Here is a 16,693-nt window from a genome sequence, read left to right as displayed (position 1 = left end):
ACGCGGCTCCGGGGAACCGGAACCGCGTACGGGGTGGTGCGGTGATCAGTTGCGGGTGGCGAGCATCTGGGTGCTGCCGTCGGTGAGGCCGGTGATGGCGACCTTCTGGGCGCCCATTCCGGTGGCCCACCAGCCCTGCCAGCTGCCGTTGGCGTAGCGGGCGGCGTGGTAGGTCTTGCCGTCGTTGCCTACGGCGAGCATCTGGGTGTCGCCGTTGGGCAGGCCGGTGATGGCGAGGCTGCTGGCGGCGAAGCCGGGGGCGCCGCCGTAGCCGTCGACCTTGCTCCAGCCCTGCCAGGTTCCGTTGGCGTTGCGGATGTTGTGGTAGACGAGGCCGTCGCTGCCGGTGGCGAGGAGCTGGGTGTCGCCGTTGGGGAGTGCGGCGATGGCAATGTTGCCGGCCTGGAAGGTGGCGTCGCCGAGGCCGTCGACGGCGTTCCAGCCGGTCCAGGTGCCGTCGGTGGAGCGGATGGCGTGGTAGATGTTGCCGTCGTTGCCGATGATGAGGGTCTGGGTGGAGCCGTCGGGGAGGCCGGCGACGGCGATCTTCTTGGCCTGCCAGGTGCCGACGGGGGACCAGCCCTGCCAGTTGCCGGCCTTGTAGCGGGTGTTCTGGTAGATCTTGCCGTCGTTGCCGATGGCCATGAGCTGGGCGTCGCCGTTGGGCATGCCGGCCATCGCCTGGTCCCTCGCGCCGAAGTTCGCGGCGCCGGCGAAGCCGGGGAGGGCCGCCCACCCGGTCCACTGGCCGTTGGTGTAGCGGGCGGTGTGGTAGAGGTTGCCGTCGTTCCCGGTGGCCAGGGTCTGCGTCGAGCCGTCCGGGGTCGCCGCGATGGATTCCTGGGAGGCGTTGAAGAACGCCGCGCCGCCGAAGCCGTTCAGCGCCTGGAACGGGGTCCAGTTCCCGTCGGCGAGACGGATGGCGTGGAAGAGGTCACCGGCCTTGCTGACCGGCGCCGGCGGGGCGGTGTCGCCGGGGTACGGGTCCGAGTGGTCCGAGCCCAGGCTCGCGGCCGCGCCGCAGCTGCCCCAGGCGCCGGCGCCCTGGCCGGCCAGGATCTTCTCGGCGATCAGGATCTGCTGCTTCTTCGTGGCCTGGTGGGGGTAGGCGGCGTAGGCCCGCCCGCCGAAGGAGTCCCAGGTGCTCTTGAGTATCTGGAGACCGCCGTAGTAGCCGTTGCCGGTGTTGATGCTCCAGTTGTTGGTGCTCTCGCACTGCGCCACCTTGTCCCAGGTGGAGACGGAGGCGGCCTGCGCGGACCCGGCGCCGATCGTCGAGAGGGCGACGGCTGCGAGCGCGGTGGCGGTGATGACGGCGAGGCGGGGGCGGCGAACGGCGTTGCGGGACATCGCGGAGGTCTCTCTCTGCTACGGGCGGAAGGGCGGCGGCGGGCTGCGACGGCGGTGCGGCGGGGGCCGGCCCACCGGGTGTGGTGGGCCGGCCCCGCGGACTCAGTTGCGGGTGGCGAGCATCTGGGTGCTGCCGTCGGTGAGGCCGGTGATGGCGACCTTCTGGGCGCCCATTCCGGTGGCCCACCAGCCCTGCCAGCTGCCGTTGGCGTAGCGGGCGGCGTGGTAGGTCTTGCCGTCGTTGCCTACGGCGAGCATCTGGGTGTCGCCGTTGGGCAGGCCGGTGATGGCGAGGCTGCTGGCGGCGAAGCCGGGGGCGCCGCCGTAGCCGTCGACCTTGCTCCAGCCCTGCCAGGTTCCGTTGGCGTTGCGGATGTTGTGGTAGACGAGGCCGTCGCTGCCGGTGGCGAGGAGCTGGGTGTCGCCGTTGGGGAGTGCGGCGATGGCGATGTTGCCGGCCTGGAAGGTGGCGTCGCCGAGGCCGTCGACGGCGTTCCAGCCGGTCCAGGTGCCGTCGGTGGAGCGGATGGCGTGGTAGATGTTGCCGTCGTTGCCGATGATGAGGGTCTGGGTGGAGCCGTCGGGGAGGCCGGCGACGGCGATCTTCTTGGCCTGCCAGGTGCCGACGGGGGACCAGCCCTGCCAGTTGCCGGCCTTGTAGCGGGTGTTCTGGTAGATCTTGCCGTCGTTGCCGATGGCCATGAGCTGGGCGTCGCCGTTGGGCATGCCGGCCATCGCCTGGTCCCTCGCGCCGAAGTTCGCGGCGCCGGCGTAACCGTCGACCTTGGCCCAGCCCGTCCAGGAACGGTCCGCGTAGCGGGCGGTGTGGTAGAGGTTGCCGTCGTTCCCGGTGGCCAGGGTCTGCGTCGAGCCGTCCGGGGTCGCCGCGATGGATTCCTGGGAGGCGTTGAAGAACGCCGCGCCGCCGAAGCCGTTCAGCGGGGCGAAGCCCTCCCAGTTGCCGTCGGCGAGACGGGTGGCGTGGAAGAGGTCACCGGCCTTGCTGACCGGCGCGGTGGGGGTCTCCGACAGACCGGACGGGCCGACGAAGGCCAGGGCCCGGCCGGCGCCCACCGGGCTGGAGTTGGTCTTCCAGTTGAACCAGCTGCGGAAGCGCACGCCGCCGCTCTCGTTGCCGCCGACGGTCTGGATGCTGTCCCCGTCGACCGCGACGACGATGTTGACGTGGTCGGCGTCGCCGTCGTTCAGGCTGCCGTCCTTGTCGTAGAGGACCGCGTCGCCGACCTGCGGGCTGCCGTGCAGCGTCCCCTTGTTCTTGCCGTACTGGTAGATGCTGACGGCCGCCGCGCTGATGCCGGAGGTGTTCGCGCCGGCCTTGTTCCACACCCAGCGGGTGAACTCGGCGCACCAGGCGCCGGGGTACTGGCAGTTGTAGTCGCCGCACGTGCCGCCGACCTGGCCCCGGGCGATCGAGGCGACGGTCTGGGACTCGGCCTGCGCCGAGACGGCGGGCAGGGCGACGGCCAGCATCGGCGCGGCGACGAAGGTGGTGAGGGCGACGGTGAGCATGCGGGAGGAGCGACGCGAGGTCATGGTGGTGTCTCCGTGAGGACAGGGCGGCCCGAGGCGTCAGGGCCGGGGAAGAAGGACGAAGGGTGGTGCGGGTGTTGCCAAGTGGTGTGGGCCGGTTCGCGTTCTCGTCCGGAGCCCGGGTGGGGGCGGACGGTGCGGTGGCCTGGTCGCCGGTGGTGACGGCTGCCCTGCAGGAACAGCGGTCGGACGGCCGGCGGCCGGAGCGCACGGCCCGGGGCCGTGGCGGTGGATCGGTGGTGGTTCAGTGGCGGATCAGCGGGCCCGGGGTGTAGCCGCGGGCGGCGCCGGTCGCGAGGACGAGGGTGAGGAGGTCGTGGGCCTTTTCGTGGGCGGCGGCGGTGTGCTCCGCCCGGACGAACAGTGCGACGTGCAGGCCCTGCGGTACCGGGCGGACCCGTACGTGTTCCAGTGCGTGGTGCGGGCCGGCGTGGGCCCAGAGGGCGTCCTGGAGGAGGCTCGCCCCGCTCTCGGTCCCCGGTGCCCCGGTGTCGCTGTGGAGGGGCGTGCGGACGAGGAGCACGGTGTCAGTCCCAGCCGATGACGTCGCCGGCGGCGCAGTCGCTGCGGTGCGTGCGAGTGGTTTTCGGCATGGCTGTGCCCCCGGGCTTCTGACGTGTTTCGGACGGTGTCGCCGGAGGCGGCTGGCCGGCCCTCGTGGGCCCCGGCCTGGGGTTTTCTTTTCCCGCCGCCGTTCCGGTGAGCACTATCCTGCTGCGTCGGGAAGCCCCGGGGAAGGCTTTGCGACCGGCACCAAGGGGCCTGGCACCTTGGTGTCAGCGGAGCCCGCGGGGCGGTCGCCCGAGGGTCCGTCAGGGGCGTGAATAGCGCTCCCGCAGGCGGTACTTGAGGACCTTGCGCAGCGCGTCGTTGCGGGGCAGGGCGTCGACCAGCTCCAGCTGCTCGGGGAGCTTGTGGGGGGACAGGCCCTGGGCCCGGAGGTGGGCCGTCAGCTGGGGCAGGGTCAGGGGCGCGGCCCCCGGCGGCTGCTCGATCACGGCGCAGACCCGCTCCCCGCGTTCGGGGTCGGGGAGGCCGATGACGGCGACGTCGCCCACGGCCGGGAGCAGGTGCAGGAGGTCCTCGATCTCCTTCGCCGAGATGTTCTCGCCCTTGCGGATGATCACGTCCTTGCTGCGGCCGGTGAGGACCAGGTGGCCGTCGGCGGTGAGGTGGCCGAGGTCGCCGGTGATCAGGTAGCCGTCGGCGTCGAAGACCTCCGCGGAGTCCTGGCGGCCCAGGTAGCCCCGGCAGACGGCCTCGCCGCGCAGCCGCACCTCCCCGTCGGTCCCGGCGGGCAGGGGGGTGCCGTCGGGGGTGGTGATGCGGACGGACATGGTGCGCGGGGGGCGACCCTCGGTGGTGGCGAGGTTCTCCGGGGTGTCGTCCGGGGAGCCCATGGTGATCATCGGGACCTCGGTCATGCCGTACCCGTGGGTGAGCTGGCAGCCCAGTTCGCGCACCACCGCGTGGTAGATCTCCGGGGGCTTGGGGGCGCCGCCGCCGGCCAGCAGGCGCAGGGTGGGGATGAGGCGCGTCCCGGGGTCCTTGCGCTGTTCGGCGAGGAAGAGGGAGTAGAAGGCGGTGGAGCCGCCCGCGACGGTGACCCCGTGGCGCCGGTAGCCGTCCAGTGCGCCGGGCAGCGCGAACTTCTCGAAGAGCACCGCCGGGAACCCGTACAGCAGCAGCATCACCAGGTAGTCGGGGCCGCCTATGTGCGCGTACGGGAAGGCGATCGAGCCGACGTCGGCGGGGGTCAGCCGCAGCGCGTCGGCGAGGCAGGTGCCGCCCGCGATGAGCGAGCGGTCGGTGTGCAGGACGCCCTTGGGGTCGGAGGTGGTGCCGGAGGTCCAGTAGATCCACCGTACGGAGGTCCCGTCGGCCGGCGGCGGGGGCAGCACGGCGGGGTCGCCGTCGGGGAGGGAGTCGTAGGCCTCGAAGACCCCGCGGGCGCCGATCCGGGCGGCCATCGCGGTGTGGTCGAAGCCGCGCCAGACGCCGGGCACGGCGAAGAACCCGGCCTTGGCCTCGCGCAGCGCGAAGCCCACCTCGCGGTCGCGGTAGAAGGGGATCACCGGCGACTGGACGGCGCCGATCCGGGCCAGGGCGAGCGAGAGCAGCACCGTCTCGATGCGGGTGGGCAGCTGCCAGGCGACGACCGTGCCGGGGCGCACCCCCATCGCGTACAGGCCCGCCGCGGCGCGTTCGGCGCGCTCGCGCAGGGCGCCGAAGGTCAGGGTGCGGTCGTCGGCGGGGTCCTCGGCGGCCTCGATGAGGACGGGTGCGTCCGGGGTGCGGTCGGCCCGCCGGGAGACCAGTTCCCACAGGGTGGCGCAGCTGCTCGGATCCGTCACGGTGTCCGTCATCCCGGACCTCCCCTGGGCGTGGCAGTCGACGGTGGCCAACGAGTCTGACGGGTAGTCAGGTCAAGCGCAGAGCGTAGGCCTCGGACGCTTGTCGGTCCAGGGGTGGCGGGGCTAGCTTGTTTCTGACGATCCATCAGATCGGATTGGGGAGACCATGGAACTGCCTCGGATCATCAGCGTCGACGACCACGTGATCGAACCGGCCCACCTGTTCGACGTGTGGCTGCCGGCCAAGTACCGGGACCGCGGCCCCAAGCCCCTCACGGCGGGCATCGGCGACCTCGTCTACACCGGCGGCAAGTACGTGATCTCCATGGACCCCGACGGCCCGCCGACCGACTGGTGGATCTACGAGGACCTGAAGTTCCCGTACAAGCGCAACATCGCCGCCGTCGGCTTCGACCGCGACGACATGACGCTGGAGGGCATCACCCGCGAGGAGATGCGGCGCGGCTGCTGGGACCCCAAGGCGCGCCTCGCCGACATGGACCTCAACCACGTCGAGGCCTCCCTCTGCTTCCCCACCTTCCCGCGCTTCTGCGGCCAGACCTTCGCCGAGGCCCACGACAAGGAGGTCGCGCTCGCCTGCGTGCGCGCCTACAACGACTGGATGGTCGAGGAGTGGTGCGGCGACAGCGGCGGCCGGCTCATCCCGCTGTGCATCATCCCGCTCTGGGACATCGACCTGGCGGTCGCCGAGATCCGCCGCAACGCCGCCCGCGGCGTCCGCGCGGTGACCTTCTCCGAGATCCCCACCCACCTGGGCCTGCCGTCCATCCACTCCGGCTACTGGGACCCCTTCTTCGCCGTCTGCCAGGAGACCGGCACGGTCGTGAACATGCACATCGGGTCCTCGTCCCAGATGCCCGCCGCCTCCCCGGACGCCCCGCCCGCCGTCCAGGCCTCGCTGAGCTTCAACAACGCCATGGCCTCGATGATGGACTTCCTCTTCAGCGGGGTCCTGGTGAAGTTCCCGCGGCTCACCCTCGCCTACAGCGAGGGCCAGATGGGCTGGATCCCGTACGCCCTCGAACGCGCCGACGACGTCTGGCGCGAGCACCGCGCCTGGGGCGGGGTCCGCGACCTGATCCCCGAGCCGCCGTCCACGTACTACTACCGCCAGATCTACTGCTGCTTCTTCCGCGACAAGCACGGGATCGCCTCCCTCGACGTCGTCGGCCGCGACAACGCCACCTTCGAGACCGACTACCCGCACGTGGACTCGACCTTCCCGCACACCAGGGAGGTCGCCCTCGACCACGTGAAGGACCTCGACGCGGAGACCGTCCACAAACTGATGCGCGGCAACGCCATCCGCATGCTCGGCCTGGACCTCACCTGATGGACCTCACCTACACCGAGGAGGAGCGGGACTTCCGGGCCCGGCTGCGCGAGTGGCTGGGCAAGACCCTGCCCGAGCTGCCCGCCCGGCCCTCCCCGGACGACTGGCCCGGCCGCCGCGCCTACGACCTGGGCTGGCAGCGCAGGCTCCACGACGCCGGGTACGCGGGCCTGCACTGGCCCGTCGACGCCGGCGGCCGCGGCGCCACCCCGACCCAGCACCTGATCTTCCTGGAGGAGACCGAGCGGGCCGGCGCCCCCTACGTCGGCGCGAACTTCGTCGGCCTGCTGCACGCCGGACCCACCATCGCCGCCGAGGGCACCGCCGAGCAGCGGGCCCGCTGGCTGCCGCCCGTCCTGCGCGGCGACGAGGTGTGGTGCCAGGGCTTCAGCGAGCCCGGCGCCGGCTCCGACCTGGCCTCCCTGCGCACGCGGGCGGTGCGCGACGGGGACGCGTACGTCGTCACCGGATCGAAGATCTGGACCTCGCACGCGGAGGTCGCCGACTGGTGCGAGCTGCTGGTGCGCACGGACCCGCAGGCCCCCCGGCACCGCGGGATCTCCTGGCTGGCCCTGCCGATGGACGCGCCCGGGATCACGGTCCGGCCGCTGCGCACCCTCGCCGGGTCGGCCGAGTTCGCGGAGGTCTTCCTCGACGAGGTGCGGGTCCCGGTCGCCAACCGGGTCGGGGCGGAGAACGACGGCTGGCGCGTGACGATGGTGACCCTGTCCTTCGAGCGGGGCACCGCCTTCGTCGGCGAGGTCGTCGCCTGCCGGCGCACCCTGACGCGGCTGGCCCGCACCGCGCAGGCGAACGGCCGCTGGGACGACCCGGTGCTGCGGCGCACCCTCGGGCGGCTGCACGGGGAGTTCGGGGCCCTGTGGCGGCTGACGCAGTGGAACGTCAGCGAGGCGCAGCGCTCCGGCGGCATCCCCGGCACGGGCGGCAGCGTCTTCAAGCTGGCGTACTCCCACGCCCGCCAGGAGCTCTACGACGTCGCCGCGGAGGTGCTGGGCGCGGACTCCCTCTCGCTGGAGGAGGAGTGGACCCTGGACCGGCTCTCGTCCCTCTCGTACACGATCGCGGCGGGCACCTCGCAGATCCAGCGGAACATCGTCGCCGAGCGGATCCTCGGCCTTCCGAAGGGGCGGTGAGCGCCGTGGACTTCCGGCTGACGCAGGACCAGCGGGACCTGCGGGCGGGCGTACGGGACCTCCTCGCCGGACGCTACGGGCGCGAGGCCCTGCGGGCGTCGGTGGAAGCCGACGGCGCCCTGGACCGGGACCTGTGGCGGGAGCTGGGCGCGGCGGGCCTCTTCGCGCTGCGGCTGGCGGAGTCCGGGGGCGGGGTCGGGCTCGGCCTGCCCGAGGCGGTCCTCGTCTTCGAGGAGGCCGGGCGGGCCCTGCTGCCGGGGCCGCTGGTGGCCACCCACCTGGCCGCCGGGACGGTCCCCGGCGCGGCGGAGGGGACGGCCGTGGTCACCGCCTTCGACCTGGACGGGCCGCTGGTGGCGCACCTGGGCGACGCCGACGCGGTGCTCGGCGCCGACCCGCTCCCCGCCGGGACCCCGGTGCGCTCGGCGGACCCGCTGACCCCGCTGTGGCGGGCGGAGGCGGCCGGGGGCGCGGGGGTGGAGGCGTACCGGGAGGAGGGGGCGCTGCTGACGGCGGCCCTCCAGGTCGGCAGCGCGCTGCGGACGGTGGAGCTGGCGGTGCGGTACGCGGGGGAGCGCGAGCAGTTCGGGCAGCCGATCGGGGCGTTCCAGGCGGTCAAGCACCTGTGCGCGGACATGCTGGTGCGGGCGGAGGTGGCCCGTACGGCGGTCTACGCGGCGGCGGTGACGGCGGACGGCGCGGAGATCGCGGCGGCCAAGCTGCTGGCCGACGGGGCGGCGGTACGGGGTGCCCGGGACTGCCTCCAGGTGCACGGCGGGATGGGTTTCACCTGGGAGGCGGACGTGCACCTGCACCTGAAACGGGCGTGGGTGCGGGCCCGGCAGTGGCGGACGGCGGCGGGGGCGGAGGAACTCCTGGCGGAGCGGCTGCTGGAGGAGGCGGTTGCGGGGTAGGAAGGTAGCAGTCCGTGACCGGACCCGGGCCGGTCGGGGCCGGCCGGGCCGGGCCCGGTGGGCCCGGGGCACGGGAGGAACGACGCGGGACGCATGTCCGATTACGGAGAGTTGATATCGGTTTGTGTCCTTCGGCCGCCCCGATGCGGGCCGGAGGCAGGGGTGTGCTCCGGTACGCTCCGACGAATGCGAGCGGTTGAGCGGCGTGAGCGTCGCACAGTATGCACCACGCCTACTCCTTCGCGCTGGAATATGCCCGAAGCGCTTGTTGTGGTGACTGTATGTCAACCATGCTGCTCGGCAAGGGGATCACGAGCGGTGATCCCGCCCCGTCGCGAGGCGAAGTGTCCGCCGGTTCGGATGGTGTGAGCGGTGCAGGTGCTTCAGGTGCAGCTGGAGGTAGGACCGGATCCCGCCGAGGTCGGCCGGGCCCGCAGGTGGGCCCGGTCCAGGCTGGCGGGGTCCGGCATAGGGGACGACGAGCCGCTCGCCGAGACGCTGGTCCTGCTGATCTCCGAGCTGGTCACGAACGCGGTCGTGCACACGGGCTGTCCCGCGGTGCTGCGGATGCTGTTCGGCGGGCCGGGCGTGCGGGTCGAGGTCGCCGACACGAGCGACCGGGCGCCGGCCCGCCGGCAGGCCTGCGGCGAGGACACCGGCGGGCGCGGGCTGGAGCTGGTGGACGGGCTCGCCGACCGGTGGGGCTGGCAGCGCGAGGGCGCGGGCAAACGGATCTGGTGCGAGGTCGACCGCGCGCAGCCGGCGGCGCCCGCCACGCGCCCCGACCAAGAATTTGCCTGGAGGCGGGAACCGCGCGTGTACCTCTAACGAGGTGTTGACGGTTCGTCACCTGTTGATCACCCTGGTGGTGAGCGATTCGTCGCGAGGGGACGCCAAGGGAGTGTTTCCTGCCTTGACGAGTGCGGGTCGTGGGGTGGCGGCTGCCGTGCCGCGCTCGGGGCGTGCACGAACGCACGCCGCCACCCGCAGGTCCTTTCCGGACGGGCCGCCCGCGCGGCTCCGGGGGCGGGCCGGCCCGCGAAAACGGCTCGCGGGGCCGGCGGGGCGGCCGTGCACGTCCAATGGGACCCGGAACGATCGGCGCGCGGCGCGGCGCTCAACCACTACAGCGGCGACCCCTCTCACCTGGGGGGTTCGTCGTGAGGAGATGCGGGTGGGTGGGGTGCGGCGGAGAATCGGCGAGGCGGGGGGTGACCGGCGGCGGCGTTGCGGCGTTCGCCGCTTCTCGACGAGAAGGATGGTGATTCCATGGTTTCCCGATCCGCTCGGATACGGCGTGGGTGCACCGTGGTGTGTGCCTCATCGTTGCTGGTCCTCTCGGGTGCCGTCGGCGCCGGAGCGGCTACCGCCACCGTGCCCACGGCCGTGGGCACGCACGCCGTGGTTCCGCTCCAGAACGACCCCAACAAGGTCCTCGAACTCGTCAACGATGCCCGCAAGGCCGCAGGCTGTCCGCCGCTGACCGTCGACCCCAAGGTGGTCGCGGCGGCACAGGAGTACGCCAACGACACCACCACCAACCACACGGGCTCGGACGGATCCAGCATCCAGGACCGGCTGAAGAAGGCCGGGGCGACGTTCAACGCGTCCGCCGAGAACATCGCCTGGGGCTCGGGCGACGAGAAGGTGCACGTCGACGGCTGGCTCGGAAGCGCAGGCCACGCCGGCAACATCAAGAACTGCAGCTTCACCAAGACCGGCGTCGCCGTCTCGGGCAACCGGATCGTCCAGGTGTTCACCGACTGATCCGGCGGACCAGGACGCCGCGCACGGATCCCGTCGTTCCTCCCGCTTCACGGACGTTCCGCCCCCGGCCCGTCCGGGGGCGGAACGGCGGGACCTCCGCGCTCGTCGTGGGCGACCACGACCGTGGTGCCGGGTGTGGGTGCCGGGGGTCGGCGCTGGGTCCATGGCCTATGGCCTATGGCCTACGGCCGGCGCGGGCCGAGGGGTGCGATGACGCTCGCCGTGGCTCCGCGGGAGCGGAGCCAGTCCTCCAAGTCGGCGCCGGTCAGGGCGTGGTGGGTGCCGGCCGGGTCCTCCAGCCGGGCCGGGCCGAAGACCGTTCCCGTCAGGCCCGCCACGCGGGTTTCGTCGTCCAGGAGCACCTCGAAGAAGTTCTCCCGTAGCCGCGCCCCGCTGAGGTCCGCGCCGCGCAGGTCGGTGTCCAGGAGGGACGCGCCCATGATGCGGGCGCCGCGCAGGCGGGCGCCCCGGGCGTCGGTGCCGTGGAGCTCCGCGCTGACGAGGTCGGCCCCGTCGAGGACGGCTCCGCGCAGGTCGGCCCCGTACGGACTTCCGTCCTCCAGCCGGCGCGCCGGCCAGTGGGCGGCTTCGGGGTCGGCGGCCCGGAGTTCCATCGCGCCTCCCCCTCTCGTCGGCTGCGGCCCGTCGTCCGGACGAGGGTATCCATCAGAGGATGTGCAACCCTCCGGTTGCGCGAGGAGGGGGTTAGGTGCAACCCTGGAGTTGCATCAATGGTGTCGAGGAAAGAGGCTCGTCATGATCCAGGACAGGATCGAACGCGAAACCCTGATCGAAGCGCCGCTGGAGCGGGTCTGGTCGCTGGTGACCGAGCCCGGGTTCTGGGTCGCCGAACCGGAGCAGGTCGCCGGGACCGTCGCCCGGGAGGGCGAGTCGGTGCTGGCGAAGAACGCGCAGTACGGTGACTTCCCGGTGCGCGTGGAGAAGGTCGAACCGCCGACGTACGTCGCCTACCGCTGGGCCAGCGCCTTCCCGGGCGAGGAGCTGCGCGGGGACAACACCACCCTCGTGGAGTTCACCCTGACGCCGGAGGGCGACGGGACGCGGCTGCGCGTCGTCGAGAGCGGCTTCGCGGCGCTCGCCGGGGCCGAGGAGCTGCGCGCCAAGGCGCTGGAGGACAACACCGGCGGCTGGCCGCAGGTGCTCGACGCCTTCAAGAAGCGGGCCGAGGAGTCCTCGGCGTGACGGACCCGAGGCCGGGCGGCGCGGAGGGTGTGGATTCCGTACTCGCCGCGCTCGCCGACCCCACGCGGCGCCTGCTGCTCGACCTCCTCGCCGCGCGGGGCGAGGCCAGCGCGACCGCCCTCGCCGAGGGGGTCCCCGTCTCGCGCCAGGCCGTGGTCAAGCACCTCGCCGTGCTGGAGGCCGCCGGCCTGGTGCGCGGGGGCCGGGTGGGGCGTGAGGTGCGGTACGCGGTCCGGCCCGCCGCGCTGGACGCGACGGCCCGCTGGATGGCCGCCCTCGCGGCCGACTGGGACCGCCGTCTGGCCCGCATCAAGCTCCTCGCGGAGACGGCCGAGGCCGCGGAACGGGACGCCCCTTAGGGCGGCCCGTCCGCGGCCTCGGCCGTACGCGCGTGTCGCGGCCCGGCGCTAGCCGCGCCCGGGGCCCGGCGCGGCGGCGTCGGCGGCGGGGCCGTCGTCCGCCGCGGGGCCGTCGGCCGCCGTGTCCCCGTCCGGGGTGCTTTCGGGCTTCGTGTGCAGGATCTCGCGCGCCTGGTCGGCGGCCCGGGAGATGCTCTCGGAGACGAAGTCGACGAAGCGGGCGATGTTTTCGAGGCGGACCGCGGCGGGGGTGTCGGCGCCGAGGATGCCGACGCCCTGGCGGGCGGTCTCGGCGAGCACGGCGGTGCCGCGGGCGCTCGCCATCATGGACTGGTACCAGACGTCGTTGTCGGCGACGTAGCGCTCGCGCCGCCGTTCGTCGCGTTCGCGGCGGACGAGGCCCTGGCCGTCCAGGTAGCTGATCGCCTTGGAGACGGACGCCGGGCTGACCTGGAGGCGCCGGACGAGTTCCGACGCGGTGAGGCTGCCCTCGTCGGTGGTGAACAGGCAGGTCAGCACCCGGGCCATCATCGTGGGCATGCCCGACTGCACGAGGACGGTGGTGAACGTCTCCTCGTACGCGCGCAGCGCCTCCGGGTCGCGCCCGTGCGCGGGCTCGGGTGCCTGGGGGCTTCGGGACGGGGTCTGGCCGCGCCGCTGGGTGCGGCGTTCGGTGGCGCGCTGGGCCAGGTCGGCGCGGTAGCCGGCGGGGCCGCCGTTGCGCATGACCTCGCGGGTGACCGTCGAGGTGGGGCGGTCGAGCCGCCTGGCGATCTCCGCGTAGGCGAGGCCGTCGGCCACCCCCAGCGCGATCTGCTGGCGTTCCTGCTGGGTGAGCCTGCCTCCCGGCATCGCGGTCTCCTTCGTGCGTGGCCTTCGGCGGCCTCCGGCGGCGGCCCTTCGTGGCCCCGGCGCCCCAGCATAGCGTTCACATCCAGTCCATTGCAACGTCCATGGCTATGGGTGTTGCGTTAAATTGCAGATCGTTGCAACGATCTCTGCTATCTGACCTGTGCTTATGCCGTTTCTGCGCAACGAGTATGTTGCGCAGCCTTCGAACGCAACGTAGCTTTTGCGATGTCGGAAAACGAAGCCAGCCGAAGGACGCAGCATCATGCAGAAGTTCCAGACCCCCGCCCCGATCGTCGCCATCCTCGACATCCCCGCCGGACACGTCCGCTTCATCGCCACCGACCGGGACGACACCACCGTCGAGGTCCGGCCCGCGGACGCCACCAGGAGCCGTGACGTCAAGGTCGCGCAGCAGACCGCCGTCGACTTCCACGACGGCGTCCTGCGGATCGTCACCCCGGCGCCGAAGAACCAGATCCTCACCGCCACCGGCTCCGTCGAGGTGACCGTCGAACTGCCCGCCGGCTCCCGGGTCGAGGCCAAGGCCGCCGCCGGCGAACTCCGCGGCGCCGGACGCCTCGGCGAGGTCGCCTTCGAGGTCTCCCAGGGCTCGATCGAGCTCGACGAGGCGGCGGGCGCCCGCCTCACCGCCCTCGCGGGCGACATCCGCGTCGGCCGCCTGCGCGGCGACGCCGACATCAGCACCCAGAAGGGCGACATCCGCGTCGGGGAAGCCCACGAAGGCGCCCTCATCCTGCGCACCCAGGCCGGCGACGTGACCGTCGGGGCCGCCCCGGGCGTCGCCGCCTCCCTCGATGCCGGCACCGGCCACGGCCGCGTCCACAACGCCCTCAAGAACACCGGGGGCGCCGCCGCCCTCACCGTCCACGCGACCACCGGCTACGGGGACATCACCGCCCGCAGCCTGTGACGCCCACCCCCCCCGCAATCGATACCGACTCCGGCAAAGGGCGAGAAGAATGACCACCGATCAGGACTACCAGACCGCCGAACAGCTCCTGCGCCGCCCGGCCCGCCCCGGCGAGCTCGTCACGGCCGACAGGATCAGGCCGCAGTGGATCGACGGGGGCGCCCGGTTCTGGTACGCGGTGAGCGACGGCGCCGGCCGGCGCTTCGTCCTCGCCGACCCGGCGGCGGGCACCCGCGAGCCGGCCTTCGACCACGCGCGGCTCGCCGCCGCACTGGCCGACGCCTCCGGGCAGCCGGTCGACCCCCAGGCCCTGCCGTTCGCCGCCATCGACCTCCGGCCGGCCGCCAACGCGGTCGAGTTCCACGCGCTGGGCGAGTACTGGCGCTGCGGACTGGACGGCTACGTCTGCGAGCGCGCCGAGTCCGCCCCGCCGGGCAGCCCCCTGGAGGTCACCTCCCCCGACGGCCGGGTCGCGGTGTCCCGCCGTGGGCACGACCTGTGGGCCCGCTCGCTGTCCGACGGCCGCGAATGGCCGCTGACCACCGACGGCGAGCCCGCCAACCAGTACGGCCCCGGCCCCGAAGCCACAGCCAACACCACCCTGCTGACCAAGATCGGCCTGCCGCACCTGCCGCCCGCGCTGGCCTGGTCGCCCGACTCCACGAAGGTGCTGGCCCACCAGACCGACGAACGCGAGGTCCGCGAGACCCACCTCGTACAGGCCCGGCCCGCCGACGGCGGAGCGCCCCTCCTGCACACCCAGCGCTACGCCTACCCCGGCGACGAGCACGTGCCGCTGGCCCGCCTCGTCGTGCTCGACGTCGCCGAAGGCACCGTCGTCCGCGCGCAGGCCGACCCGCTCCTCATGCCGCAGCTGTCGCCGATCGCGACGAAGTGGGCCTGGTGGGCCCCGGACGGCACGGCCGTGTACTACCTGGACCGGCCCCGCGACCTGCGCACCCTCACCCTCCACCGGATGGACCCGGCCACCGGCGAGGTCACCACCGTCCTCGGCGAAAGCGGCGCCACCCGCGTCGAACCCAACCAGTGGGCCTACGAACCGCCCATCGTCGAGATCCTGGCCGACGAGGTGCTCTGGTACTCACAGCGCGACGGCTGGGGCCACCTCTACCGCTACGACCTGCACACCGGCGCCCTCCTCGGGCAGGTGACCTCCGGCGAGTGGGCCGTACGGCAGATCCTGCACGTCGACGAGACCGAGCGGGTCGTGTACTTCACCGCCTCCGGGCTGGTCGAGGAGGACCCGTACCGGCGCACGGTCTGCCGAGCCGCCCTCGACGGCTCCGGCTTCACCAAGGTCACCGACGACGGCCTCGACCACGTCGTCACCCTCTCCCCGGGCCGGGACTGCTTCATCGACTCCGCGTCCACCGTGGACACCCCTCCCGTCACCACGGTCCGCGACTGGTCCGGGCACGTCCTCATCCACCTGGAGCGCGCCGACACCAGCCGTCTCACCGCCACCGGCTGGACCGCGCCGGAACGTTTCCGCGTCAAGGCGGCCGACGGCGTCACCGACATCTACGGCATCCTCCACCACCCCCACGGCTTCGACCCCGCCCACCGCTACCCGGTGGTGGACCACCTCTACCCCGGCCCCCAGGTCACCCGCGTCGCCCCCTGCTTCGACCCCGGCGGCATGGGCCTCGACGCCGAACCCCTCGCGGCGCTCGGCTTCGTGGTGATCGCCCTGGACGGACGCGGCACCCCCGGCCGCAGCAAGGCCTTCCACGACGCCTCGTACGGGAACCTCGCCGACGCCGGCTCCCTCGCCGACCACGCGGTGGCACTGCGGCAGCTCGCCAGGACCCGGCCGTGGATGGACCTCGACCGCGTCGGCGTCCTCGGCCACTCGGGCGGCGGCTTCGCCGCGGCCCGCGCCATGCTGGACTTCCCCGACGTCTACAAGGCCGGCGTAGCCCTGTCCGGCCCGCACGACGCCCGCCACTTCAACCTGGGCTTCGTCGAGACCTACGACGGCGCGGCCAACCCCGAAGCCTGGGCCCGCACCTCCAACGTGGACCTCGCCGACCGGCTGGAGGGCAAGCTGCTCCTCATCCACGGCGAAATGGACGACCAGGTCCACCCCGACCACACGCTGCGCCTCGCCGACCGGCTCTTCGCCGCGGACAAGGGCTTCGAACTGCTCCTCGTCCCCGGCGCCGAGCACACCTTCCTCGACTGCCTGTCCTACGTCCGCAAGCGCTGCTGGGACTTCCTGGTCCGAGAACTCACGGACACCCGGCCCCCCTCCTACCGCCCGGCCCCGATCCCCATCGGCCCGGACATGCTCGCGGAACTCTTCGCCTGACCCGGTCGAAACCTAGGCCCGATCCATGGCATCGAGGGCCGCCCCGTCGAGCGACAGCAGAGGCTCCGCCGCCACGTGGTCCTCCCAGGAGCCCAGCCGGACCCGACTGGCGACGAAGTCGATGAACCCGTTCTCGATCCAGAAGGCTCCGCTCCGCTCGAAGACCAGAAGGAGCGGCTCGAACGGATCGGGCAGACCATCGAACCCGGCGAGGGACCGGGGGGAAAGCGATGCCCAGGTCAGGGCGGCTCGGCAGGTCCGGCCGGTGAGCGGACTGCTCGCGTGCTCGGAAAGGAACGCTCCGAGAGCCGCCGCCGGTTCGCTGTCGGGCCGGGCGGAGGGTTCGACGTAGCGTGCGAGGTCGAAGAACGGCCAGCGGTCGGACTGCGCCACGTCGAAGAACGGAGCAGCAGGCTGCGCCTTCTGGAGTTCCCGGACCCAGACCGCCATCCGGCGCAGATGCTCCCGCATGAGGCGGGCGCTGGAGGTGCCGTGTTCGAAACCCTCCTCCGCGGCCCGCCAGTCGATGGAAGAGATCCTCTGCACCACGGCCCACGCGCAGGCCCTTCCGG

General features: G+C 72.8%; 16 protein-coding genes and 1 pseudogene. 10 read left to right on the top strand and 7 right to left on the bottom strand.

Features of this window, described 5'->3' with window-relative positions; all coding sequences use genetic code 11:
- Window positions 1-45: 45 nt before the first annotated feature.
- The 4 genes from SLAV_RS43155 to SLAV_RS16845 all read right to left on the bottom strand — a co-directional run bounded on the left by SLAV_RS43155 (window position 46) and on the right by SLAV_RS16845 (window position 5,267).
- A complete protein-coding gene (locus SLAV_RS43155) occupies window positions 46-1,350 on the bottom strand; it encodes a transglycosylase family protein (protein WP_100660899.1) in 1,305 nt (434 codons plus the stop codon).
- Between the two features lie 102 nt (window positions 1,351-1,452).
- On the bottom strand, window positions 1,453-2,904 hold the full coding sequence (locus SLAV_RS16855) for a CHAP domain-containing protein (protein ID WP_100660898.1): 1,452 nt from the start codon (window positions 2,902-2,904) through the stop codon (window positions 1,453-1,455).
- 241 nt (window positions 2,905-3,145) lie between these two features.
- Window positions 3,146-3,424 (bottom strand): hypothetical protein, encoded by a 279-nt coding sequence (locus SLAV_RS16850; protein WP_030241766.1) that lies wholly within the window; start codon window positions 3,422-3,424, stop codon window positions 3,146-3,148.
- 289 nt (window positions 3,425-3,713) lie between these two features.
- Window positions 3,714-5,267: an AMP-binding protein gene (locus SLAV_RS16845; protein ID WP_030241765.1), complete on the bottom strand. Its 1,554-nt coding sequence runs from the start codon at window positions 5,265-5,267 to the stop codon at window positions 3,714-3,716.
- Window positions 5,268-5,421: 154 nt separating this feature from the next.
- Here SLAV_RS16845 and SLAV_RS16840 point away from each other — a divergent pair, with 154 nt between their 5' ends.
- The 6 genes and pseudogenes from SLAV_RS16840 (at window position 5,422) to SLAV_RS16815 (ending at window position 10,444) form a co-directional block, all read left to right on the top strand.
- Window positions 5,422-6,609 carry an amidohydrolase family protein gene (locus tag SLAV_RS16840; RefSeq protein WP_030241762.1) on the top strand — a complete coding sequence of 396 codons (1,188 nt, stop codon included), beginning with the start codon at window positions 5,422-5,424 and terminating at the stop codon, window positions 6,607-6,609.
- The gene (locus tag SLAV_RS16835; protein WP_030241761.1) at window positions 6,609-7,763 is read left to right on the top strand and encodes an acyl-CoA dehydrogenase; all 1,155 of its coding nucleotides are present in this window, start codon (window positions 6,609-6,611) and stop codon (window positions 7,761-7,763) included. The genes SLAV_RS16840 and SLAV_RS16835 overlap by 1 nt, the downstream gene beginning before the upstream one ends.
- A gap of 5 nt (window positions 7,764-7,768) precedes the next feature.
- Window positions 7,769-8,677, top strand: a complete 909-nt coding sequence (locus SLAV_RS16830) for an acyl-CoA dehydrogenase family protein (protein ID WP_030241758.1) — start codon at window positions 7,769-7,771, stop codon at window positions 8,675-8,677.
- A 372-nt stretch (window positions 8,678-9,049) separates the two neighbouring features.
- Entirely contained in the window at window positions 9,050-9,505 is a 456-nt protein-coding gene (locus tag SLAV_RS16825; protein ID WP_030241756.1) for an ATP-binding protein, read from the top strand.
- A 237-nt stretch (window positions 9,506-9,742) separates the two neighbouring features.
- Window positions 9,743-9,808, top strand: a pseudogene (locus SLAV_RS42455) (DUF4291 domain-containing protein); the annotation flags it as partial.
- A gap of 243 nt (window positions 9,809-10,051) precedes the next feature.
- Window positions 10,052-10,444, top strand: a complete 393-nt coding sequence (locus tag SLAV_RS16815) for a CAP domain-containing protein (protein ID WP_158741027.1) — start codon at window positions 10,052-10,054, stop codon at window positions 10,442-10,444.
- A 182-nt stretch (window positions 10,445-10,626) separates the two neighbouring features.
- Here SLAV_RS16815 and SLAV_RS16810 read toward each other — a convergent pair whose 3' ends face one another.
- The gene (locus tag SLAV_RS16810; protein WP_051841556.1) at window positions 10,627-11,058 is read right to left on the bottom strand and encodes a pentapeptide repeat-containing protein; all 432 of its coding nucleotides are present in this window, start codon (window positions 11,056-11,058) and stop codon (window positions 10,627-10,629) included.
- Window positions 11,059-11,200: 142 nt separating this feature from the next.
- Between SLAV_RS16810 and SLAV_RS16805 the strand changes: the two genes are divergently transcribed.
- Window positions 11,201-11,647, top strand: a complete 447-nt coding sequence (locus SLAV_RS16805) for an SRPBCC domain-containing protein (protein ID WP_030241750.1) — start codon at window positions 11,201-11,203, stop codon at window positions 11,645-11,647.
- Complete coding sequence (locus SLAV_RS16800; protein WP_030241747.1) at window positions 11,644-12,006, top strand: ArsR/SmtB family transcription factor; 363 nt, start codon at window positions 11,644-11,646, stop codon at window positions 12,004-12,006. Before SLAV_RS16805 ends, SLAV_RS16800 begins: the two co-directional genes overlap by 4 nt.
- 48 nt (window positions 12,007-12,054) lie before the next feature.
- On the opposite strand, the gene SLAV_RS16795 is transcribed toward SLAV_RS16800, so the two are convergent.
- The gene (locus SLAV_RS16795) at window positions 12,055-12,858 is read right to left on the bottom strand and encodes a GbsR/MarR family transcriptional regulator (protein WP_051841555.1); all 804 of its coding nucleotides are present in this window, start codon (window positions 12,856-12,858) and stop codon (window positions 12,055-12,057) included.
- Between the two features lie 262 nt (window positions 12,859-13,120).
- On the opposite strand from SLAV_RS16795, the gene SLAV_RS16790 reads away from it, so the two are divergent.
- Both SLAV_RS16790 and SLAV_RS16785 read left to right on the top strand, forming a co-directional pair.
- The gene (locus SLAV_RS16790) at window positions 13,121-13,789 is read left to right on the top strand and encodes a DUF4097 family beta strand repeat-containing protein (RefSeq protein WP_030241743.1); all 669 of its coding nucleotides are present in this window, start codon (window positions 13,121-13,123) and stop codon (window positions 13,787-13,789) included.
- Between the two features lie 49 nt (window positions 13,790-13,838).
- Window positions 13,839-16,121 carry a S9 family peptidase gene (locus SLAV_RS16785; protein WP_030241740.1) on the top strand — a complete coding sequence of 761 codons (2,283 nt, stop codon included), beginning with the start codon at window positions 13,839-13,841 and terminating at the stop codon, window positions 16,119-16,121.
- A gap of 12 nt (window positions 16,122-16,133) precedes the next feature.
- Here the strand turns inward: SLAV_RS16785 and SLAV_RS16780 are convergent, their stop codons facing one another.
- On the bottom strand, window positions 16,134-16,667 hold the full coding sequence (locus SLAV_RS16780) for a hypothetical protein (protein ID WP_158741025.1): 534 nt from the start codon (window positions 16,665-16,667) through the stop codon (window positions 16,134-16,136).
- Window positions 16,668-16,693: the final 26 nt, after the last annotated feature.

Origin of the sequence: Streptomyces lavendulae subsp. lavendulae (assembly GCF_002803845.1) — a bacterium.
GTDB lineage: Bacteria > Actinomycetota > Actinomycetes > Streptomycetales > Streptomycetaceae > Streptomyces > Streptomyces lavendulae.
This window is presented reverse-complemented; position numbering and strand designations above follow the sequence as displayed.